The organism is Azonexus hydrophilus (assembly GCF_905120355.1).
Classification (GTDB): Bacteria; Pseudomonadota; Gammaproteobacteria; order Burkholderiales; family Rhodocyclaceae; genus Azonexus.
Genome location: NZ_CAJHOB010000004.1, coordinates 113,218 through 133,858 on the forward strand (window position 1 = coordinate 113,218; position 20,641 = coordinate 133,858).

Here is a 20,641-nt window from a genome sequence, read left to right on the forward strand (position 1 = left end):
GAAATCAGGTTATCTCGGCGCAGGCATCGCTGATGACGCGTTCGAAACTGGACAGTCCGGCGTTGCGGACGAAGCGACAAGGCTTGCCGGTGCGCTTGCACTGGTCCTTGATGCGCCAGTAGGCATTGTGGCTGATGCAGCCAGCCTGGCAGATGACCAGATCAGCGCCGGACAAGGCGCCATCGATGCGGTGCAGACTTTCTTCGACACCACCGTCGTGGTGGATGAAATGTCCGCCATAGTGCTCGACTCGTTGCCGGTAGGCGTCTATCGCACCGGTCCGGCCGCCGACACAGAGCACGCATTTGCCGGCCAAGCCTTTGCTCAGGTTGGTGACGGAACACTCGGTGGCTGCGGCGTCGGCCATAAGGTAATCATTGAGGATTTCCTCGGTGTGTTGCAGGCGCTGGCTCTGGCGCCCGATTTCGGCTTCGAGGCTGTTGGCCCGTGCGCTCAGCAGCAGGTTGCGGGCTTCGGCCGCACTGGCGCGCTGCAGGAGCTGCTGGCGCTCTCTGAGTTCGGGTAGTTGTGCGTGCAGTTGCTCAAGCTGCTGCTGCAGATGGGCGATAGCGGCATCGCGCCCGCTTAGTTCGGACCGCAGGTCGATGATGTGCTGGTTAAGTTGCCGCTCATCTTTGGCTCGCTCCTGCCGTAGTGAGGAAGTTTCCTGCCGGGCCTTGTCGAGTTGCTGGCGCAGATCTTGGTTTTCTGTGCGCAGCTTGTTCAGCATTTTTATATCGGCACGGGCGCCGCTGCCGATCTGGTGCTGGATCATGTGGATGTCTGCATAGACTTCATGCTCTAGCGGCGCATCGCAGGCCGGGTGCGTCCACGTTGCCCAGAGCGCACCGGGAATGCCGCTGCCCGCTGCTGTGGCTTCACGCCACAAGAGGCGCAGGCTGTTGGTGTCACGGGCGGTGGCAAAGCGACGCACGGTTTGCGGATAGCGTTTTTCCAGCTGTTTTTGCAGCAATTCGGCTAGTGGCGTCCGGCTCTCGCTGTTGCCCACGGCCGTGGTGTGCAGGACAAAATCGCTTGTTCCGTGGGGAATGTGCATCAGCTTTTTCATCAATGCCCGCAGTTCGGCAACGTCGAAGCAGGTGCCGATCACCGGACAGTGAAATTTGTGCGGGATTTCCCACAGCTTGCGCCGGCGCGTTGTTTTTCCCGCCGCAGGACGACTGTCCACTGGCGTGGTTGCCAGAGAAAGGGCGAAGCTATCAGCCGTCGTGTGTGGCGAGGTGGGTTCCATGATCGGATTCCGTGAGGCGTGCGCAGATGGCTGCGTTCAGAATAACAAGAATTATTCTCAATATAAAGCGCTGCGCTGTCAATAGAAACGCGCCGGCAGAGGCGGACGCAGGTGGGATAGGAGGAAGGCACCGCTGTCTGGACGGTGCCTTCCGGTGAGCGGTCGGGGTGGCCTGCCTTCCGCTCGGGTGGGATCGGTGCGTTTACTTGGTCAGGATCAGCTTACCCTGGCGGGTGATGCGCAGACGGTAGTCGGTGCCCATGTGGTGAATGCAGATTTCGCTGGCGTTGCCGAACAGGGCTTGACTGAGGAGGGTCCTGGTCGGTGGAGGACAGGCGTCTGCTGCGTTGGTGCCGACCATTGGCGCGGCGGCATCGCTGCCGAGACAGTCGGTGGCAGAGTGCCGGGGTGTCGTCGAAGTCCGGGAAGGCGGCTGGTTCATGATGTGGCCGCTATTTACATGCGGGTGGCGTAGTACTCGACGATGCGTTGCAGGTCGAGAGGAAAGGGGGCGGCATCGGCATCTGGCAGGTGGCTCAGGCGGGCCGTTAGCGTCGTGTCGTCCAGGCTGATCCATTCCGGGCGTTCCAGCGAAGGAGCTTCGCGGGTGAAGCGCACCAAGTCGATCTTGCTGCCGGCTTCGGTCGGGCCGAAGCTGTCGCCGACGCGCAGGCGGATCGAAGGAATGGTGACGCGCTTGCCGTTGAGTTGGAAATGGCCGTGGCTGACGAGTTGCCGTGCGGCGGGGATGGTCGGGGCGAAACCCGCGCGGAAAACCAGGTTGTCGAGGCGGCGTTCGAGCAGTTCGACCAATTTGTCGCCTGTGGCACCACGGTGCCGCTTGGCATCGGTGACGGCGCGGCGCAACTGGCGCTCGGTCAGCCCGTAGTTGTAGCGCAGTTTCTGCTTTTCCATGAGCTGCAGGCCGAATTCGGATTTGCGCGCGGCGACCTTGCGCGCGCCGTGCTGACCAGGCGGCTGGTTGCGTTCCTGCATCGATTTGCGTGACAGACCAGGGAGATCGACGCCGAGGGCGCGCAGGACTTTCAGGCGAGGGCCGGTGTAACGGGACATGAGTTCTCTCGTTTCGATGATTCAATGGGTTGAGTAGCCAGGAGCGATTGCGGGGTAATGGTTCACTGCAATCGAAGCCGGGTGACAGGAGACGCCTTGCCAGCTGTCGAGTACCTCCCGCAAGGCGCTGTGCAGGCAGGGGTCGATGTCTTCCGCCGTGGCCGCCTGCTGCAGGTGATGGCACAAGGCCACGGTCTTGTTGAAGGTGGTGCCGCGCAGTGCCGACGAAGACAGCAGCTGAATGATGGCGGCGAGTCGCAGAGCGAACGGCAGCGTGACGCTTTCCATAGGTGTTCCAGTCGTAGATGGGGGCTGGCTGGCTAACCGGGAGAGGTGGGCTGGCTGGTAATGCGAATTATTCGCAATATGTAAATTGATGTCAAGTGATATCGACGCGTCGCTGGGATCGAGTATGAGACTTCCGAAAAACCGAATCTTAAGTCCGCATCTGTCTGTTTGTTTCGAAGTTATGCCTGCGGATAATCGCGCTCTTGTTGTGCATGATCATATTTGAACGACAGGAGCAGCTATGCAACGCGAACAAAACCACGCCATTCTTGCTATTGCCATTCACGCCGCCTTTGCCGATGGTGCCAAGGATGAGCGGGAGCGCGAGGCGGTCCGCCGTGTGGCGGAAAATCTGGCGGGCGCAGAAGGTGCGCCCGATCTTTCCCGTCTGTATCAGGATGTGCTGCTCAAGCGCTCGACCCTGGCCGACGCCACAGCGGTATTGAGTGATATCGGCGAGCGCCAGTTTGCCTATGAAATGGCGTTGTGCGTGTGTGAGGCGGATGGCCGCCTGGCGGATAGCGAACGGGCTTTTCTGGATCAGTTGCGCCAGCTGCTCGCCCTGCCGGGGGGAGAGGCGGCGCAGATCGAGGCGGCAGTCGAGCGGCAGTTCGATGCGTACGATTTTGGCGCTCATCCTGCACTGCAACCGGCACCCGTTCCTGTCGCCGCACCTTCCATCACCGCGGCTGCGCCGGCGGCAGCGCAGGATAAAAGCATCCTCAATTACGCCCTGCTGTGTGGCGCACTTGAACTTCTGCCGCAATCCTGGGCTTCGATGGCGATCATTCCCCTGCAGATCAAGCTGGTGTACAGCATTGGCAAGGCGCACGGCGTCACCCTCGATCAGGGGCACATCAAGGAATTCATCGCCGCTGCCGGTGTTGGTCTGACTTCGCAGTATCTTGAACAGTTCGGGCGCAAGTTGCTGGGAGGTTTGCTCGGCAAGGCGGCAGGCAAGACCTTCGGCAAGGTTGGCAGCGCAGCCACCGGCATGGCCTTTTCCTTTGCCACCACCTATGCCCTGGGGCAAGTGGCGCAGCGTTACTATGCCGGTGGTCGGGTGATGTCGACGGCCTTGTTGCGGGAAACCTTTCAGGGTCTGCTCGGCCCGGCCAAACAGCTGCAGACGCAATACTTGCCGCAGATCGAGCAGAAGGCAGCAACCCTCGATGCCGGTCAGATTACTGCCCTGCTGCGGGCCTGAGTTGATTAGCGAAGGATAATGTGATGAGTACGTTTGCAACGGGCCCGATGTGGGCAGGCTTCATTGTTTTTGTGCTGCTGATGCTGGCACTTGATCTGTTTGTTTTCGGCGGCCGCAAGGCACATCGTGTGCCGGTGCGCGAAGCCCTGGCCTGGGTGCTGGCCTGGGTCAGTCTGGCACTGACGTTTGCCGGCCTGCTCTGGTGGTATCTCAACGATACCCAGGGCGCCGAAGTGGCGCGCACCAAAACGCTGGAGTTTCTGGCGGGTTATCTGATCGAACAGTCGTTGTCGGTGGATAACATGTTCGTGTTCGTGATGATCTTCACCTACTTCGCGGTGCCGCCCGAGATGCAGCGGCGCGTGCTGCTCTACGGCGTGCTCGGGGCGATCGTCATGCGGGCCGGCATGATCCTGGCCGGGGTCTGGCTGGTACAGCAGTTCGCCTGGATTCTCTACGTTTTCGGTGCCTTCCTCGTCATTACCGGCATCAAGATGCTGGTTTTTGCCGAAGCTGAGCCCGACCTCGAACAAAATCCCTTACTGCGCCTGTTGCGCCGTCGTCTGCGTATCACCCCGGAGTTTCATGGCGAGCATTTCTTCGTCCGCCACAAGGGAGTTCTGTGGGCAACGCCGATGTTCCTGGTGCTGATCCTGATCGAGGCGAGCGACCTGGTGTTTGCCGTCGATAGCATCCCGGCCATTTTTGCGGTGACGACCGATCCCTTCATCGTCTTCACGTCCAACATCTTCGCCATCATGGGCTTGCGTGCCATGTATTTCCTGCTGGCCGACATGGCGGAGCGCTTCCACCTGCTCAAGTACGGCTTGTCGCTGGTCCTCATCTTCATTGGTGGCAAGATGCTGATCATGCCCTGGTTCCACATTCCGGTGCAGTGGTCGTTGTCGGTCGTTGGCAGCATCATCCTCATTTCCATCGTCGCCAGCCTGACACTGTCGCGCAAGGCTGTCGCCGCCAGGGCGCCGGCGGGTGAGGAGGGCTGAAGCCGTGGCCGCTGCTGGATTGAATGTCCGCAAGGAGACATGTTGCCTGGCGCAGATCTGAAAAAAAGGGTGTTCGCGCGCGTCTTTCTCGGTTGTGCGTTGGTGCTGCTGGCCGGTGTCCTGCTGCACTACAAGCTGCCGACGCTGGCTTACTACTGGGTACAGACGACGGCCAGTGCCGATGAGTGGCGTAGTCGGAGTGTCTGGCTACCCGATTACCGGGTTCGCATCGAAGCACGGCCGATTGAGGGCGTACCGGCGAATGTGTCCGGGTTGACCTTCAACCGGCAGAGCGGCACCCTGTTTGCGGTCATCAATCATCCCGCGCAGATCGTGGAACTGGATACGCGGGGGCGTCTTCTCCGACGGATCACGGTTGTCGGGGCGGAAGATCTTGAAGGCATCAGCCATGTGCGTGACGATGATTTCATTCTTGCCGATGAGCGCCGGCAGCAGCTGTACCACATCCGTCTTGGTGCAGGGCAGACTCTGGTCGATCTGGCGCAGAGTGCGCGTTTCGAACTGGGGATCGATCTCAATGGCAACCGTGGTTTCGAAGGGGTGTCGTGGGATGGCGCGCAGCAGCGTCTGTTCGTCGTCAAGGAGAAAAAACCGCTGCGTATCCTGGCGATTTCTGGTTTGTCTGCCCTGTATCAGGGCAAGCGCTTTGATGTGCAGGTGAACGAGTGGCGGCCAGTGCCGAGAAATGCCTTGTTCCTGAAAGATTTGTCCTCGATCACCTTGCACGAGGAAACTGGCAATCTGTTCTTACTCAGTGACGAATCGGCCCTGGTGGCGGAATATAACGAGCAGGGGCGATTGTTGAGCATGCTGCCCATGTGGCCGGGTTTGCATGGTCTGCGTGGTCGCGTGCCACGGGCAGAAGGAATTGCCATCGGGCCGGACGGGAGTCTGTATATCGTGTCCGAACCTAATTTGTTTTACCGTTTCGAGCGGGAAGTCGGGCCGCAATGAAAGTGCTGCTTTCCCCGTTACCCGGTGTGTCGGTGCGTTGGACTGATGTCCGTACCGCCGCTGTTTTTTTCCAATGATGGACAGGAGATCACACATGAACATGCCTTTGCTCCAACACAGCGAGCGCGATGCCGACGGGCGTCTGGTCGGTCTGGTATTTGCCAGTGGCACACAGTCGCCGGCAGCGACAGAAAATAGCTGGCTACTGGCGGTTGACGGTTCTGACCATGCCTGGCGTGCGGCTGCTGCAGTCATTCGTCTGGCCGAGGCGGCGGGCACGGAGGTGGCGGTTCAGCTCATCAACATCCAGCCCTGGCTGGCGCGCGAGGCGGCGGAAAATGGTCTGGCACAGCGCGCCCTGGCGGATACGGAGGCGGTGCGTGAACTGTTTGCCAAGGCCCGCAGGGCATGGTGCCTGCATGTCGTCATGGGCGAAGCGGCTGACTGCATTCTGAACGCGATCGGGCGCCTGCAACCGCAAGGTGTGGTCCTCGGCCGGCGTGGTTTGAATGCGGCGCAGAGCCTGCTGCTTGGCTCGGTGACCGACAAGGTGCTGCAGCAATCGCCGGTGCCGGTGCTGGTCGTGCCGTGACCGGCTAGGCGAGTGGTGCTTGCCGGCGCGCATGCGTGTGTGTCGTTCGGCATCAATGTCTGGCGCACGCTGTGGTGCGCGTTAGCTGTTTTTCCGGAGAGTTGTGATGGCTGGTGCCAGTCTGTTGACCTTGCTCGATGATATTGCCGCCGTTCTTGACGATGTGGCGGTGATGACCAAAGTGGCCGCCAAGAAGAGTGCTGGGGTGGCTGATGACGTTGCTGCCATGACCAAACTGGCAACGAAAAAAACGGCGGGCGTACTCGGCGACGATCTGGCGCTGAATGCCCAGCAGGTCACCGGTGTGCGGGCAGACCGTGAGTTGCCGGTGGTGTGGGCGGTGGCCAAAGGGTCGCTGCTGAATAAAGTGGTTCTGGTGCCCGCCGCCCTGGCCATCAGCTTCTTCCTGCCCGGGCTGATCACGCCGCTCTTGATGCTGGGAGGTGCCTTCCTGTGTTACGAAGGCGTGGAGAAACTGGCCCACAAATTCCTGCACCGTGCCAGTGACGATGCCGCCGCCCACGCCGCGCACGTCGCCGTGAATGCCGATGCGGCGCGCGACATGGTGGCGTTCGAGCGGGGCAAGATCAAGGGCGCGATCCGTACTGATTTCATCCTCTCGGCGGAAATCATCGTCATTGCCCTGGGCACGGTCGCCAGCGCGCCCTTGCCGCAGCAGGTCGCGGTGCTGGTAGGTATTGCCTTGCTGATGACTGTGGGGGTGTATGGTCTGGTTGCCGGTATCGTCAAACTCGATGATCTGGGCTTGTGGCTCAACGGCAAGCGCAGCGTACTGGCACAGGCCTGTGGACGAGGCTTGCTGGTGACTACGCCGTGGCTGATGCGCTTTCTTTCGGTGGCCGGTACCGCTGCCATGTTTCTGGTGGGTGGCGGCATTCTGGTGCACGGCGTGCCGTTCCTGCATCACGCCGTCGAAGCTGCTGGGGCTGCGGCAACAGTGGGTTCTTTTGCCGGGTTGTGGTCGGCTCTGACCACCAATGCGCTCAATGGGCTGGCTGGCATTGCCGCCGGCGCAGTGCTGCTGGCGGCAGTGACGCCGCTGTTGAAATTACGCGCCGGTAAGGGGTGATGGTTCGTTCTGTGTATTTCGGTGGTGTGCTGTTGATGACAGTGCGAACTACCAAGCCTGTTCAGCGCTGCTTCCACCCCGCCACACCCAGGGCCAGCCAGCCGCCGATCAGGCAGAAACCGCCGAAGGGAACGACGTTGATGAGCGGCCCGGTGTGGATGCCGGCAAAGATACGCAGGACATAGATGCCGCCGGCGAAACAGAGAATGCCGAGGGAGAACAAGCCACCAGCCAGATTCAGCCACCCGGATGGCGCCTGGCGTGACCACAGGGCGACGCCGAACAGGGCCAGGGTGTGCAGCAGGTGGTGCAGGCTGGCGGCGCGGGCGCGCTCGGCGGCTACCGCCAGTTGCTCGGCAGGAATGAAACTGGCCAGCCCATGCGAACTCCAGGCGGCGAGGGCGACCCCGACGGCACCGAACAGACTGACCAGGGTGATCCAGGTACGGAACATGCTTTCTCCTTGTGGCGGGCGCCCCTCGGGAGGTGCCCGCCACATTGTAGCCGGCTAAGACTATTGCAGTGGCTCAGTTGCCGGAGGGCGCGGCAGGTTCTGACGTGCCCTCCGGTACATAGACCATCGAGCCATCCTTCATCTTGTAGGCAACGCCGGCCTTTTCGCCATCGCCGCCGCCGATTTCGCCGCTGGCCTTGTATTTCTCGATCTTCTCGCCCTTCTTGATGAGCACTTCCATCGTCGGTTTGCCGGGATCGGTAATGACTGTCACGTCCTGCTGGTTGAAGGGGTTGATCAGTGGGTTCTGCGCCACGGTGATGAGCAGGGCCGCGATGATGACGAGAAAGATGTCGATCAGATTGACCACCGACAGGATCGGATCTTCGGTTTCCGGTTCGTGCAGCAGTTTGAGGCTCATGCGTTTGCTCCGCGTAGCGCCTGGATTTCCAGAAGTTCTTCGGCCAGCCAGCGGCGGCGCACGTTGACCGCCCAGTAGGTGATGGAAGCGGCGATCAGCGCCAGGATGACTGCCGAAAAGGCGATGGTCAGATTGTGCGAAACGTCGGCGAGATTGCCGTCGGAGAGTGATTTCAGCGCCGGACCCATCGGGATCATGGTGGCGACCAGACCGAGCATCGGTGTCACCCGGCTGGCGATGCGCTGATTTTCCAGCAGTTTGTGGGCGAAAACGTCGAGTTCATCGTCGGAGAGCCTGGGCTGGCGGATGAAATGTGCCAGCAGCGGGCGGCCCTTGCCGCTTTTGCGGCGCAGGGCTAGGACGAGGAATTCGCCGAGGACCCAGAAGGCGTAGAGGAACAGGGCAGCGATCAGTACCAGGGTCGGTAGCAGGAACAGCTGCGAGATCTGGTACATGGTGAGTTCGACAAGGTGCGACATGGTGACTCCGTGTGTGTTGTCAGGGGAAAATAAATGAAAACAGTTGCTTACCACTTGCCTTCGAGTGATAAAAGCAGCGTCCGCTGGCCGCGTTCGGTGCTGGCCAGACGCCAGTCGTCGCTGCCGGCGGCGTAGGTGGACAGGCGGCGGGTGTCGGCGCGCAGCACGTTCTGGGCGTCCAGGCGCAGGTTGAGTTGCGGTGTCAGGCGGCGGCTGAGGTAAAGGTCGAGCAGTTCGCGGCGGTTTTGCCTGCTGGCGGTTTCGCCCGCAATGGCGGTACGGTTGCGTCCGTGCAGGGTGAGATGGAAACCGGCGCTCATCTGCCAGGCCGGCAGCGCCTGGTCGACGCCCAGTGTCCATTGGTAGCGCGGCAGTTCGCGGGCATCGCGCTGGCGGTTCAGGCGCTGGTCGTCGACGCGGGCGCGCGGCAGGGTCAGGTGGCTGCGCAGTGCCGCACCTTTCCAGCCGAGGGCATCGGTTTTCAGCTTGGCGTCGAGTTCCAGCCCCCAGTGGCGGGCGGTGCCTTCGTTGTAGGGGCGTTCGACCCAACGCGTACCTTCGCGTTGCGTGCGCCGCTCGATGAAGTTCTCGGTGCGGCGCAGATAGACGTTGGCGCCGACGGTGCCGAGTTCGTTGAGCAGGCGTTTTTCCAGCGCGGCTTCCCAATTGACGTTGCGCTCGGCCTTGAGGTTGCCATTGCCGGCGCGGTCAGGTTCGAGCGGGCTGTTGGCGGTGGTGGCATGCACGGTCAGGCCGGAAATTTCGTCGAGTTTGGGCGCCTTGATGCCGGCGCCGATGGAGGAGCGCAGGACGAGATCGGCGGCCAGTTCATAGCGGGCGGCGAGCGAGGGGGCGATCTGGCTGGCGTGCTGTGAGCGGCCATCGGCTTCGAGCGCGATGTGTTCGCCGCGCAGGCCGCCGGTCAGGGTCAGCTTGTCGCTGACCGGCGCTTCGTGTTGCAGCCAGGCGGTCCACTGTTTCGCGGTGGCCTCGTGGTCGCCGCGCCAGGCGGTGTTGCCGCCAGCGCTGCCGGTGATGCGCTGCGTTTCCTCGCGTCGGAGCCAGCTTTGCTCCAGGCCGAGGGAGAGTAGCCCCAAGCCGACGCCGCGATCCAGGCGCACTGCCGAGGATACTTCGTTCTCGTCGCGGCGCAGGCGCTCGTTGTTGGCGGCGGTAACGAGGCCGGCGGCATCGCGCCAGCGGCGGTCGGTATTGGTGTGGCGCTGGCCGTCGAGGACGGCGATGCGACCCGAGAGCTTGCCGAGGTCGAGCTTGGTTTCACCCTCGGCGCGCAGGCGCAGCAGGGTGATGCGGCTGTCTTCATCCTCGCGCCGGCTGCCGTCGGCGGCAAGGCCGGTGCCGGCAGCCGGGTTGGCGTAGGCGGCGCGTTGGGCGCGCGTCGTGCGCTCGCCTTCGTTGTGGTAAATGCTCGGCCACAGGGTGAAGCTGCCCGTCGCGCCGCGCCAGGTGAGGCGTGGCGCGAGGACGAATTCGTTGAGCGTGTAGGCGCCGCGCTCACGCTCGCTTTGCCATTGGTCGCGGACGCCGGCGCTGGCGTGCTGGCGGTCGAGCTTTTTGTCGGTGGGCAGGCCGTGGTGGTTGATGGAGATCGGCAGACTCCAGGAAAAATCCTTGTCGCCGCCGCCCAGGCTGGTCGAAAACTGGCCGTTGGCCTCGTCGCCGCGCGTGCCGGCGGCTAGGCGCAGGGTGGTGGACGGGGCGTTCGGCGTGTTCGGGCGCGCCTTCTTCATGATGAGGTTCACCGTGACCGCTGCCGCGCCGCCGTGTTCGGCGGAAGCGCCGCGCAGGATCTCGATGCGTTCGAGTTCGCCGGAGGGCATGCGACCCACCGTGGTCAGCGCGTAACGGGCGTTAGCGCTGGGGCGCTCGCCGTCGACCAGGAACTGCACCGCGTCGCGGCCCATGCCGCGGGCGTTGCCGGACGGCCCGCCGTCGCCACTGTGGCCGCTGGCGTCGATGCCGGGCAGCTTGCGGATCACTTCATTGACGGTCAGCCCGCCCAGCGCCTCGATTTCGGCACGGTTGATGATGGTTTTCTGGGTGACTGACGCCTGTTGTTTCTCCAGCGCATCGCTGCTGGCGGTGACGGTGACTTCCTTGAGCGTGCGGGTTTCCTCGGCGGCGGTGGGAAAGGCCGCCAGGCCGAGGGCGATGCAGGTCAGATGCGGGGTGAGGCGTTTTTTCATGCTTGTCTCCGGTAAGCCGAGATACCGCCGCCGAAGCCGGCAAAGAGCAGCAGCGAAGCGCCAAAGAGAGCCAGCGGCGGGACGGGCGGTTCGTTGTCATCCACTTTTTTCAGCACCATGCCTTCGACGGGCGGCGGCGGGGCGGGCGGCGTCATGACCAGATCTTCGGCGCTTTGCGGGCGGGTCGGCGCGGGGGCAGCGGGCAGGACGGCGGCGAGGCCGAAGCCGGGGGCGACGAATTTCTCGAATACGGCGTTGTCGGTCTGCACGTCGAAGCGGCGGGCGAGGTCGTTGTAGCGATCCTTGAGTTCGGCCACCGTCTTGGCGTCGGCCTGCCAGTAGCCGTGGCGGGCCATTTCCAGCATCTTCTCGATGGTCTGCGCCAGCGCGTGCGGGTTGTTCTGCTCGAACCAGTTCTTCAGGCCGAGCTGGTGCTTGTCGCGCACGTAGACGTCGACGAACTCCTGCCACTGGTCGTCGCGCACGATTTCGCGGGCCACGGTGGTCCAGCCGGTGAAGTTGTTCATCGAATCGAGCACTTGCAGCGTGCCGGAGTAGCCCTCGGCCATCAGCCCCTTGATGTAGCCGGGATGGAAATTGCGGGTGGCGAGTTCCTTGGCGAGAAACTTGTCGGCCCCTTCGACCTTGCCGGAACCGCTGCCGCGCAGGTTGGAGATGTAGAGTTCCGGCGCCTTGCCGTCGAGATGGCGCACCGCCGCGCCGATGCCGCCGAGGTACTGGAAGGGGTCGTCGGTGGTGAGCATGCCGTAGAGGTTGGAGGTGCGCGACAGCACCGCGCCCTCGGTGCCTTTCAACTGCTCGGCGTAGAGGTTGACGTCGACGCCGTCGGCCCCGGCGATGCCCTTGGTGTTCCAGGCGGTTTCGTCGGCCCCGAAGGCGTACTGCATGTTCTTCAGGTAAAGCTGCGCCATCTTGCGGTCGGCTTCGGCCTTGCTTTTCCAGGTGTCGGTGGCCAGCGCCGCGTCGTCGAGGCCGGTGCCGTAGCGGCCCGATTCGTTGGAGAAGATGCGGGTTTCCGCCGCCCGCCGTGCTGCTGCTTCCGGCACGCCGCGCTGCTTGAGGCTGGCGGCGATGCGCAGGCTGTTGGCGTGCACCGGGTTGTCGGCCTCATTGGCGCGGGCGGCGAGTTCGACCGCTTTCGCCAGTTGCTTCATGGCGTTGGGGAAATGGTCGCGGTACAGGCCGGTAGCGGAAATCACGACGTCGACACGCGGGCGCTGCATGCTTTCACGCGGCATCAGCTTGACGTCGATGACGCGCCCGCCGGCATCCCACACCGGTTCGACGCCCAGCGCCGCCAATACCTGCGCTTCGAGCATGCCCTGATGGCGCATGGTTTCGACCGACCACAGCGAGAAGGCGAGCTTCTTCGGCGGCTTGCCGGTTTTCGCTGTGTGCGCCGCGATCAACTGCTCGGCGGCATCCTTGCCGGCTTCCCAGGCTTGCTTGGTGGGAACGCGCGAGGGGTCGAAGCCGTAGAGATTGCGGCCCGTGGGCAGCGCGTCCGGGTTCTTCATCGGGTCGCCGCCGTAGGAGGTCGGGCGGTGCTGGCCGGCCAGCGCCGAGAGCAGGCCGGCCATTTCGCCTGCCGCGCCGAGGTCGACGTACCACTGCTTGCCTTGTTCGAGCTGGGCCTTGAGTTTTTCATCGACGTTCACCGCCGCACCGGCGAGGTGGTTGCGCAGGAGCTTGAAGGGCGGTGTGTCGCTGATTTTTTCGTAATCGCCGACGAAGGTTTCGTCGAGGTCTTCACTGGGCACGCCGGCGGCCTTGGCGGCGGCTTCCCAGTAGGGTTTGCCGAGCATCAGGAGCACCGTGCCGAGGCGGAATTTTTCCGGCGGCGGCGTGCCGAGCGTGTGCAGGCCGAGCGGCTGCGCGGTCTGCGCCAGTTCGTGCAGGTGGTCGTGCAGTTCCGTCACGAAACCGCGCATGTCGGCGGCGATGCGTTTGTCGTCCCAGCCCATGTCCTTGTCGATGCGTTCCTTCCTCACCTTCTTCATCAGATCGGTGGCGATTTTCTCGCGCACGGAACCTTCGTCCTGGCCCACCCAGGCGTGCAGCAGGTCATGGATTTCGTTCAGCGCCAGATGCAGGCCGGCGGGGGCAAACGGCGGCGTCTGGTGGGTGACGGTGACGGCGCGGCCGCGGCGCTTGGTTTGCAGGGCTTCGCCAATGTTGTCGACGATGTAGGGATACACCACCGGCACGTCGCCGATGGCGGCAAACGGGTAATCCGTCACCGGCAGGCCGCGTTCCTTGCCGGGCAGCCATTCCTGCGAGCCGTGCGTGCCGTAGTGCACGATGGCGTCGGCCTTGAACTGTTCGCGCACCCACAGGTAATGCGCCATGTAGTAGTGCGAGGGGGCGGCCACCGAGGAATGGTAGAGCGCCTTTTCCTTGTCCTCCCAGCGCTCGCCGCGCGGGGCCTGTGGTGTCAGGATGAGCTTGCCGATGCGGTAGCGCGGAATGACGAAATACGCTTCGCCGCCGTCTTTCACCACCATGGTCGATTTTTCCGGATCGCCCCAGCGTTCCTTCATGTCGGCCTGCGCCGCCGCCGGCTGCCTGGCCAGCCAGGCGCGGTAGGTCTTGACCGGCAGGCGCTCGGCCAGACCGTCGCGCAGCAGCGATTCGAGTTCGCCGTCGCGGTAGTGGGAGGCGAGCAGGCGTTGCAGGTTGGCGATGAGCGTTTGCTCGGTTTCCGGCGTCACGTCGTAACCGGCCTGACGCAGCGCCTTGAGCGTGGCTTCCATGCTGCGCGGCACGTTGAGGTAGGAGGCGGAAAAATTTTTTTCGCCCGACGGGTAGTTCCAGAACAGCACCGCCACCTTCTTCTCGGCGTTGGGCAGGCGTTGCAGGCGGATCAGCTTGAGCGCCTTGTTGACCACGGCGGCGGTCTGCTCCGGCAGCACCTTGACGTCGCCCTCGCGGCTGACGACATTGCTCATCATCGGATCGAAAATGCCGGCGTACTCGGCTTGCGAGAGATAAAACGGCACGTCCATCAGTGGCATGCCCTGGGCGTCGGCGCGCCAGGCGGCTTCGTCGCCACGGCGATAGGCGAGCGCCTGCGTCACCGGGATGCCGAGCGCTGCCAGTTCCTTGCGCCAGCCTTCCGGGTTGAGGATGATCTGCGTGTTGATGAGCGCGTCGGCCACCGGCTTGCCATCGATGGTCAGCATCGGCGCGTGCAGCGTCATCACCCCGGCGTAGTAGGGCAGGGCCAGCCCGCCGCCGGCTTCGATGCGGGTAATCAGGTCGTCGATGAAGGCGGTCTGTTCCGCGCCGATGTGGATCTGGTGGAAGGCGATCGCCACCGTCGGCGGGCGTTTGGCGGGGTCGATGCCGCGCCAGCGGAAATACTCGGCGGGCGTGGCGAATACCTGGTTCGGCGCTTGCGGGTGATAGACGGCGTCGTCCGGGAAAATGAAGGGATCGGCGACTTTCGGCGCCGGCTGGCCGCGCAGTTCAGCGGCCAGCGTGGCGAAAAAGCCCTCGAAATTGGCCCGGCCGCCATTGACGTAATAAGCGTGCAGGCGCTTGGCCAGCGGCCCGGCAAAGCCTTCAGCCTGCGGCCCCTCGTCGTTCATCCAGATGTGGCGGCCCTTGAAAGCCGCCAGCGGTTTTTCCAGCCGGCGTTTCACCGCGTCCCGCATGTGTGGCCGCCCGGCGTCGAAAAACACTGCATCGCGCTTGTCGAGCAGCGTGTCGGCCAGATTGGGCGGAATCCGCTCGGCAAAATGCGCCTCCACGGTCAGGCCGTACTTGGTGGCGACTTCCTTCACCATCTTGAACTTGCCGGGCGGAACCGGGGAAACGGCGACGAAAAGTACGTTCTGGGCGGTGGCGCTGCCGGTGCAGACAAGGAGCAGGGTGGCGAAGATCGAAACGAGAAGGGCGCGTAGCTGGGTCATGGAGTGCCTGGCTGGGAATGGAAATTGAAGAATCGGGTGAAGCCGCCTAGCGTTTGGGGAAATTCAGGCAGGGGTCTTCGCGCGTCGCCGGATCGGTGATCCAGATGAAGTCGTAGCGGGCTTTGAGCGTGGCATCGTGCAGTTCGGACGTTTTGTCGCTTTCGAGAAAACCGACGGCGATGGTTTTGCGTGCCGATGCCAGGGCATCGAGCAGCACAGGTACGCCGTAATCGCGCCGGACGTGACCGTTACCCGCCAGGAGCAGGGCGGGCGTGCCGTCTTTGACGGCTGCCTCGAGCGCCAGCGCCATCGCCGCATCGCGGGCGCGCTGGGCGAGGTTGAGGCCGGGAATCAGGCTGGCGGGAATCTGCCCGCAGTGGTTGTCGAGCAAATCCTGCTCCAGCGTTTGCCGGGCGTATTCGGTCAGCGGTGCCGCAGCGATGGCCGCCGCGATGTCGGCGGGCAGGGCGCTTGCCTTTTCCTTGACGATGGCGCGGGCCGTCTGGCGCTCGATGTTGCCGCCCACGAGCGCTCGGGCGGATTGGCGGGCTGCCTCGAACAAGGGTCGATGCAAGGGCCAGCGCCAGTTTCTGGCATCGAAACCTGCGCTTTCCAGGGTAGGCAGCAGTTCCCCCTCGCCAGCCGCGCTGCGGCCGCGCTCCAGATGCTCCGCAACGATCACAGGCCGCGCCGCCGCCAGTTTTTCCAGCAACCAGGCGCGGTCGGCGTGGTGCGCCGGGTTATCGTGCAACTCGCCCAGGAGGATGAATTCGCCTTGTTTCAACGAGGCCACCAAGGCTTCGCGGGAGATTTCCCGTTGATTGCCGAGGTCGACGATGCGCTCGGCGGCCACCGCCGCGCCGCAGCCCGCTATCAGGCAGGCGGCAAACAGGGTCTTGATTTTCGAGGCGTGAAAAAAACTGCGCTTTGGATGCGAGGTTTTGTACCCAAAGCGTAATTTTTTCGCTGTATTCGTCTGCGCTATGTGCATGTATGCGTCCTGAAAATGAAAAAGGCAGACACTCTGTACGGAGTGCCTGCCGATGGGGGTCAGAAATCGGCCTGGAAGGACAGGCGGAAGTTTCGGCCTGGCTGGGTGAAGAAATCGGCACCTGGCTCGGTGGCGCCCAGGCCGTAGTGGCGGACGTCGCCCCACAGCCAGTATTTCTTGTCGAACAGGTTGTTTACCGAAGCCACGATGCGGGTGTTCTTGCTCGGGCGGTACCAGGCGGTCAGGTCGGTGACGCCGTAGCCGGCAGGCCGGAACAGGGTTGAGTCCGTGCTCAGGCTGCCCTTCGATTTGGCTTTCGCCAGGCGCAGGCGGCCTTCTGTGCCCCAGCTGCCGGTTTCGTAGGTAAGCCCGAGGCTGGCGCGCATCGGTTCGACACTGCCCAGACCTTCGCCGGTGTCCTCGTCCTTGCCCCGGGTGTAGGAGAGCGAGCCGTCGATCTGCCATTGATTGTTCAGGCGATAGACGCCGCGCACGTCAGCACCGTAGATGCGTACCTTAGCGAGGTTGCGGTTCTGGTAGGTGCCGCCGCTCAGACCTGCGATGCAGGCGGGGTCGGTCGGGCATTGCAACTGGATGTTCTCGATGAAATCCTTGTAACGGTTGTCGTACACCGCGACCTGGAAATGACCGCGTTCAGTGCGTCCGCGCAGGCCGAGTTCGACGCCGATGCTGGTTTCCGGCTTGAGGTCCGGATTGGCGGCGATGCCGTAGCCGTAGGTGGTGTTGCGGAAAGCGCCGTTCACTTCGTTGTAATTCGGGGCGCGGAAACCGCTGGCGATCTGGCCATAGGTGCTGAACACCGGATCAAACCGCCATTGCACGCCGAGTTTCGGGGAAACGCGGCTCCAGGTGGCGTTTTCCGGTTCGAGGCCGAGGGAGTTGAGCATCTTGACCGACAGCGGGTCGTGATCCGGTTTCAGCTGGGTACGGTCGTAGCGGATGCCCGGAGTCAGCGTCAGGCGGTTGCCGAACAGGCCGATTTCATCCTGAATGAAGGCGCCGAGGGTGTCGGTTTTGCCGTTGGGAAAATCGCGTAGCGGATAAACTTCACCGGCCACGTTCTTGGTGACGACACCTGTGTTGCGGTTGATCACCGTGCCATCACGGTAGGTTTCCACTTCCTGTCTCGACAAATCGAGGCCATAAGTGAGGATGTGCGAGATGCCGCCATGTTCGAACATGGAGTCGAACTGCACGTTGAAGGCGGTTTGACGCTGTTCAAGCTCGAAACTCTGGAGCATGTCGCAGGTCGTGCTGCCTGGGGTGACGGCAGAACACCCCGTGCCCATGGGGGAATAGGAGGCATTGCCGCGCCGCTGGTCGTTGGTGTTGTCAGTCTTCATGACCTGGTGCGACAGGCGGGCGGTCATCCGGTCGTAGAAGGCGTTGGTCGGCTTGTGCTCGTATTCGATACTGCCGCGCAGACGTTTGCTGTCGTCGTTGCCCTGCATCGCGCTGACGCGGGAATAAGCCGAGGTGTGACGCAGGATGTCGGAATCGGTCTGCGTATGACGGCCTTCCAGCGCGGTCGTGATGCGGTGGCCGGTGGCCGGGCGCAGCACGAGTTTGGCGATGACGCCCTTGTCGTTGTTGTCCAGACGGTTGGGCTTGGTGCGGTTGGCGCCGAAGCTGCCGTCCTTGCCCATGGTGTCGTATTCGTCGCTGCTGGCCTGCGAGTAGCCGAGCATGACGTCCGCCACTTCACCGCGCCAGGCGCCGATCAGCGTGCCGGTGAATCCCTTGTTGGCGCTGCTGTAACTGGTTTTGACGCGCGCGCCGTAGCTGGCGCCGTCATGGGCGATGTCTTCCGGGTTGAGTGTCACGTAGCCGACCAAGCCCCCCAGAGCGTCGGAGCCGTAGAGACTGGAAGCCGGGCCGCGCACGATCTCGACGCGGCGCAGGAAATCGGGCATGACGCCTGGAGGGGAGCTCATCATGTAATTGGTCGGGCCGCTTTTGTCCAGATAGTCGGGCATGCGCACGCCATCGACGGTTTGGACGACGCGGTTGTCGTCAATGCCGCGGATGTTGACGCGGGTCGAGCCGTAGCGGCGCAAGTCGCGTGACATGACGACGTCGGTGTCGTCGCGGAACAGATCGGCGGCGTCCATGGGTTGGCGACGGTCGAGCTGTTCGCGATTGACTGCGGTGACGGTGGTGGTTGCGTCGTCGATGCTGGAGTCGCGACGGTTCGCCGAAACGATGGTTTCGGCGAGGCTGGTATCGGCTGCCAGCGCAGGTGTTTGCGAGAAAGCGCCGAGCAGCGCCAAGGGAACGGCGCGCAGGCCGAACCGGAACGGGGAGTGCATTGAATTTTCTCCAGTCAGTTTGAGCGAAATGAACGCTGGTGGCTGGCTGGCAGAAAATCTGGCTAGCTGGCTAAATGCGAACCATTATTATTACATGAGCGAGCAGATCTGGGAAGTCGTCTGGGTGAAATCGCAGGCGTAAAAAAACCCCGCCGAGGCGGGGTTTCGTCAAAACAACCGGCTTACTTGTTGGTGCCGATCAGTTCGATATCAACGCGACGATCCGGTTGCAGGCAGTCGATCAGCGCCTTGGTCTTCTTGTTACCCTTGCAGGTGTCACCCGTAACCGGCTGGGACTTGCCCTTGCCTTCGGTGTAAACACGGTTGGCTTCGATGCCCTTGGCAACCAGGTATTCCTTGACGGCGGCAGCGCGCTTCTCGGACAGCTTCTGGTTGTAGGCAGCGCCACCCAGGCGGTCGGTGTGGCCGACGGCGAGGATGACTTCGAGGTTCAGTTGACCGGCCTTACTGGCGAGTTCGTCGAGCTTGGCCTGACCTTCCGGACGCAGAACGGCCTTGTCGAAGTCGAACAGGGCGTCAGCGGCGATGGTGATCTTTTCGCCAGCCGGTTTCGGAGCGGCGGCAGCCGGAGCGGCAGCCGGGGCGGCCTTGCCGGCGCAGACGTCAGCCGGGATCAGGTCCTTGTCGCACTCGCAACCGGCCTTGTCGGCGGCAGCAGCAGCCGGGGTCCAGTAGCCGGTGCGCCAGCACAGATCGAAGCCGGACTTGGCGACGACGTCGCGTTGGTCGATGACATAAACGCGCTCTTGTGCAACGGCAGCAAAGCCGACGCTGGCGAGCAGGGCGGCAGCCAGGGTTTTCTTGGCGATGTTCTTCAGCATAATCTCTTCCCTCGTTGAGAAATTGATGGTTGTGACGGTTAGCAGCAGGTGATTATGACGTTTCATGACCCCTTGCGCAAACTTGCGCTCTATTCTGCCACAGGGCCAAGCCGGCTTCCAAGCTTATTGCGTGCGGAAACTGCGCTGTTTTGTTGTAGATACGACACATGCCATCGACCCAGACGTGACTGACCTGTTCGCGACCGGCAACGTAGATCAGATGTGACAAGGGGTCATAACAAGGCTGGCTGTCGATGTCGCCTAGCGCGACCGCCACGATATCGGCTGCTTTGCCTGTGGCCAGGGAGCCTGTGACGTGCTCCAGTCCGAGCGCCCTGGCGCCGTTTAGGGTGGCCATGCGCAGGATCTGGGTGGCAGGCAGCAGGCTGGCATTTTCGCCGTGGCCTTTGGCGAGCAGGGCGGCCAAGCGCATTTCCTGGAACAGGTCGAGCCGGTTGTTGCTGGCGGCACCATCGGTGCCCAGACCGACGTTGACGCCTGCGGCGAGCAGATCGGCAATGCGGGCAATGCCGCTGCCAAGCTTGAGATTGGAGGTGGGGCAATGGGCGATGCTGGCGTTCTGTTCGGCGAGCAGATCAATTTCTGCATCTGTCAGGTGCACTGCATGCACCCCGATGAAGCCGGGGTCGATCAAGCCCAGGCGATGCAGTCGGGCCAGTGGGCGCGCGCCGTGTTCGGCGAGCGACTGTTCGATTTCGGCACGGGTTTCATGAATGTGGCAGTGAATCGGTAGATTGAGCTGCTCGGCCAGAGTGGCGATGTGCGCGAAGCTGTGGTCGCTGACCGTGTAGGGGGCGTGCGGTGCGAGGGCGAAATGAATGTGCGGGTCGCTGGTGCTGTCGCGTGCGGCCAGGCCCTTGCGCAGGTAGTCTTCGGCGTCGCTGGCATAGTTGGTGGGGAATTCCAGGGTGGTCATGCCGAGCATGGCCCGCATGCCGAATTCGCTCGCGGCCTGGGCGGCGGCCTCGGGAAAGAAATACATGTCGTTGAAGCAGGTGATGCCGCCGCGCAGCATTTCGTGACAGGCAAGACGTGTGCCGTCAAGGACGAAGGCGCTGGAAACGAGCGCACCTTCCGCCGGCCAGATATGTTTCTGCAGCCACTCCATCAGCGGCAGGTCGTCGGCGATGCCACGCAGCAGATTCATCGCGGCGTGGGTGTGCAGGTTGATCAGGCCGGGAATCAGGATGTGTTCGTCGAGTTGTGTTTTTTCGCGTGGCAGGTAGCGTTCGCGGGCCTCGGCAATGGGCAGGATGGCAAGGATCTTGCCGTTGTCAATGGCAATGGCGTGATTTTTCAGGACCTCGTCCTGTTCGGCGGTGGCAATCCAGCGCGCTTCCAGCAAGAGATTGATGCTACGGGGTGTTGGTGTCATGTGTATGGCAAGCGGGGTAGGGGGTGGCGTGGTAAAATAACAGATTCTCCGTCATCCGATAGCGACAACCCTGGGGCTTGTTGTCGGACTCGCGCCAATCTCAG

At 62.8% G+C, this 20,641-nt stretch carries 18 protein-coding genes; 5 read left to right on the forward strand and 13 right to left on the reverse strand.

Translation table 11 applies throughout. The features are described from left to right. Positions 1 to 4: 4 nt before the first annotated feature. The 4 genes from JYJ39_RS04330 to JYJ39_RS04345 form a co-directional block, all read right to left on the reverse strand. On the reverse strand, positions 5 to 1,252 hold the full coding sequence (locus JYJ39_RS04330) for a DUF2325 domain-containing protein (RefSeq protein ID WP_205202346.1): 1,248 nt from the start codon (positions 1,250 to 1,252) through the stop codon (positions 5 to 7). Between the two features lie 202 nt (positions 1,253 to 1,454). Then, positions 1,455 to 1,694: a hemin uptake protein HemP gene (hemP, locus tag JYJ39_RS04335; protein WP_240189538.1), complete on the reverse strand. Its 240-nt coding sequence runs from the start codon at positions 1,692 to 1,694 to the stop codon at positions 1,455 to 1,457. Between the two features lie 14 nt (positions 1,695 to 1,708). After that, positions 1,709 to 2,326, reverse strand: a complete 618-nt coding sequence (gene rpsD / locus JYJ39_RS04340; RefSeq protein WP_205202351.1) for a 30S ribosomal protein S4 — start codon at positions 2,324 to 2,326, stop codon at positions 1,709 to 1,711. A gap of 21 nt (positions 2,327 to 2,347) precedes the next feature. Next, positions 2,348 to 2,614, reverse strand: coding sequence for a hypothetical protein (locus JYJ39_RS04345; RefSeq protein ID WP_205202352.1), 267 nt, complete (start codon positions 2,612 to 2,614; stop codon positions 2,348 to 2,350). 241 nt (positions 2,615 to 2,855) lie between these two features. Here JYJ39_RS04345 and JYJ39_RS04350 point away from each other — a divergent pair, with 241 nt between their 5' ends. The 5 genes from JYJ39_RS04350 (at position 2,856) to JYJ39_RS04370 (ending at position 7,482) form a co-directional block, all read left to right on the forward strand. Further along, positions 2,856 to 3,821 (forward strand): YcjF family protein, encoded by a 966-nt coding sequence (locus JYJ39_RS04350; protein ID WP_205202353.1) that lies wholly within the window; start codon positions 2,856 to 2,858, stop codon positions 3,819 to 3,821. Positions 3,822 to 3,844: 23 nt separating this feature from the next. Further along, positions 3,845 to 4,825 (forward strand): TerC family protein, encoded by a 981-nt coding sequence (locus JYJ39_RS04355; RefSeq protein WP_205202354.1) that lies wholly within the window; start codon positions 3,845 to 3,847, stop codon positions 4,823 to 4,825. Positions 4,826 to 4,864: 39 nt separating this feature from the next. Next, complete coding sequence (locus JYJ39_RS04360) at positions 4,865 to 5,800, forward strand: SdiA-regulated domain-containing protein (protein WP_205202355.1); 936 nt, start codon at positions 4,865 to 4,867, stop codon at positions 5,798 to 5,800. Between the two features lie 94 nt (positions 5,801 to 5,894). Next, entirely contained in the window at positions 5,895 to 6,392 is a 498-nt protein-coding gene (locus JYJ39_RS04365; RefSeq protein ID WP_205202356.1) for a universal stress protein, read from the forward strand. Positions 6,393 to 6,498: 106 nt separating this feature from the next. Then, on the forward strand, positions 6,499 to 7,482 hold the full coding sequence (locus JYJ39_RS04370; RefSeq protein ID WP_205202357.1) for a DUF808 domain-containing protein: 984 nt from the start codon (positions 6,499 to 6,501) through the stop codon (positions 7,480 to 7,482). Positions 7,483 to 7,543: 61 nt separating this feature from the next. Here the strand turns inward: JYJ39_RS04370 and JYJ39_RS04375 are convergent, their stop codons facing one another. The 9 genes from JYJ39_RS04375 to JYJ39_RS04415 form a co-directional block, all read right to left on the reverse strand. Beyond that, positions 7,544 to 7,936, reverse strand: a complete 393-nt coding sequence (locus JYJ39_RS04375; RefSeq protein ID WP_205202358.1) for a DUF423 domain-containing protein — start codon at positions 7,934 to 7,936, stop codon at positions 7,544 to 7,546. A gap of 73 nt (positions 7,937 to 8,009) precedes the next feature. Beyond that, a complete protein-coding gene (locus JYJ39_RS04380; protein WP_205202360.1) occupies positions 8,010 to 8,357 on the reverse strand; it encodes a DUF2149 domain-containing protein in 348 nt (115 codons plus the stop codon). Next, complete coding sequence (locus tag JYJ39_RS04385) at positions 8,354 to 8,836, reverse strand: MotA/TolQ/ExbB proton channel family protein (RefSeq protein WP_205202362.1); 483 nt, start codon at positions 8,834 to 8,836, stop codon at positions 8,354 to 8,356. Before JYJ39_RS04385 ends, JYJ39_RS04380 begins: the two co-directional genes overlap by 4 nt. A 47-nt stretch (positions 8,837 to 8,883) precedes the next feature. After that, positions 8,884 to 11,043, reverse strand: coding sequence for a TonB-dependent receptor plug domain-containing protein (locus JYJ39_RS04390; protein WP_205202363.1), 2,160 nt, complete (start codon positions 11,041 to 11,043; stop codon positions 8,884 to 8,886). After that, positions 11,040 to 14,978: a cobaltochelatase subunit CobN gene (gene cobN / locus JYJ39_RS04395; RefSeq protein WP_205202364.1), complete on the reverse strand. Its 3,939-nt coding sequence runs from the start codon at positions 14,976 to 14,978 to the stop codon at positions 11,040 to 11,042. The genes JYJ39_RS04390 and cobN overlap by 4 nt, the downstream gene beginning before the upstream one ends. Before the next feature lie 46 nt (positions 14,979 to 15,024). Continuing rightward, the gene (locus JYJ39_RS04400; RefSeq protein ID WP_205202365.1) at positions 15,025 to 15,969 is read right to left on the reverse strand and encodes a ChaN family lipoprotein; all 945 of its coding nucleotides are present in this window, start codon (positions 15,967 to 15,969) and stop codon (positions 15,025 to 15,027) included. A gap of 59 nt (positions 15,970 to 16,028) precedes the next feature. Then, positions 16,029 to 18,299, reverse strand: coding sequence for a TonB-dependent hemoglobin/transferrin/lactoferrin family receptor (locus JYJ39_RS04405; RefSeq protein ID WP_205202366.1), 2,271 nt, complete (start codon positions 18,297 to 18,299; stop codon positions 16,029 to 16,031). A gap of 182 nt (positions 18,300 to 18,481) precedes the next feature. Then, positions 18,482 to 19,141: an OmpA family protein gene (locus tag JYJ39_RS04410; protein ID WP_205202367.1), complete on the reverse strand. Its 660-nt coding sequence runs from the start codon at positions 19,139 to 19,141 to the stop codon at positions 18,482 to 18,484. Between the two features lie 52 nt (positions 19,142 to 19,193). After that, on the reverse strand, positions 19,194 to 20,537 hold the full coding sequence (locus JYJ39_RS04415) for a TRZ/ATZ family hydrolase (protein WP_205202368.1): 1,344 nt from the start codon (positions 20,535 to 20,537) through the stop codon (positions 19,194 to 19,196). Positions 20,538 to 20,641 lie beyond the last annotated feature (104 nt).

Bases quoted from the DNA above. Each gene is read 5' to 3' on its own strand.
- hemP (WP_240189538.1), bottom strand. From the start codon at position 1,694: ATGAACCAGCCGCCTTCCCGGACTTCGACGACACCCCGGCACTCTGCC.
- JYJ39_RS04365 (WP_205202356.1), top strand. From the start codon at position 5,895: ATGAACATGCCTTTGCTCCAACACAGCGAGCGCGATGCCGACGGGCGT.
- JYJ39_RS04415 (WP_205202368.1), bottom strand. From the start codon at position 20,537: ATGACACCAACACCCCGTAGCATCAATCTCTTGCTGGAAGCGCGCTGG.
- JYJ39_RS04405 (WP_205202366.1), bottom strand. From the start codon at position 18,299: ATGCACTCCCCGTTCCGGTTCGGCCTGCGCGCCGTTCCCTTGGCGCTG.
- JYJ39_RS04375 (WP_205202358.1), bottom strand. From the start codon at position 7,936: ATGTTCCGTACCTGGATCACCCTGGTCAGTCTGTTCGGTGCCGTCGGG.
- rpsD (WP_205202351.1), bottom strand. From the start codon at position 2,326: ATGTCCCGTTACACCGGCCCTCGCCTGAAAGTCCTGCGCGCCCTCGGC.
- JYJ39_RS04330 (WP_205202346.1), bottom strand. From the start codon at position 1,252: ATGGAACCCACCTCGCCACACACGACGGCTGATAGCTTCGCCCTTTCT.
- JYJ39_RS04380 (WP_205202360.1), bottom strand. From the start codon at position 8,357: ATGAGCCTCAAACTGCTGCACGAACCGGAAACCGAAGATCCGATCCTG.
- JYJ39_RS04345 (WP_205202352.1), bottom strand. From the start codon at position 2,614: ATGGAAAGCGTCACGCTGCCGTTCGCTCTGCGACTCGCCGCCATCATT.
- JYJ39_RS04400 (WP_205202365.1), bottom strand. From the start codon at position 15,969: ATGCACATAGCGCAGACGAATACAGCGAAAAAATTACGCTTTGGGTAC.
- JYJ39_RS04370 (WP_205202357.1), top strand. From the start codon at position 6,499: ATGGCTGGTGCCAGTCTGTTGACCTTGCTCGATGATATTGCCGCCGTT.
- JYJ39_RS04390 (WP_205202363.1), bottom strand. From the start codon at position 11,043: ATGAAAAAACGCCTCACCCCGCATCTGACCTGCATCGCCCTCGGCCTG.
- JYJ39_RS04350 (WP_205202353.1), top strand. From the start codon at position 2,856: ATGCAACGCGAACAAAACCACGCCATTCTTGCTATTGCCATTCACGCC.
- JYJ39_RS04355 (WP_205202354.1), top strand. From the start codon at position 3,845: ATGAGTACGTTTGCAACGGGCCCGATGTGGGCAGGCTTCATTGTTTTT.
- JYJ39_RS04385 (WP_205202362.1), bottom strand. From the start codon at position 8,836: ATGTCGCACCTTGTCGAACTCACCATGTACCAGATCTCGCAGCTGTTC.
- cobN (WP_205202364.1), bottom strand. From the start codon at position 14,978: ATGACCCAGCTACGCGCCCTTCTCGTTTCGATCTTCGCCACCCTGCTC.
- JYJ39_RS04360 (WP_205202355.1), top strand. From the start codon at position 4,865: ATGTTGCCTGGCGCAGATCTGAAAAAAAGGGTGTTCGCGCGCGTCTTT.
- JYJ39_RS04410 (WP_205202367.1), bottom strand. From the start codon at position 19,141: ATGCTGAAGAACATCGCCAAGAAAACCCTGGCTGCCGCCCTGCTCGCC.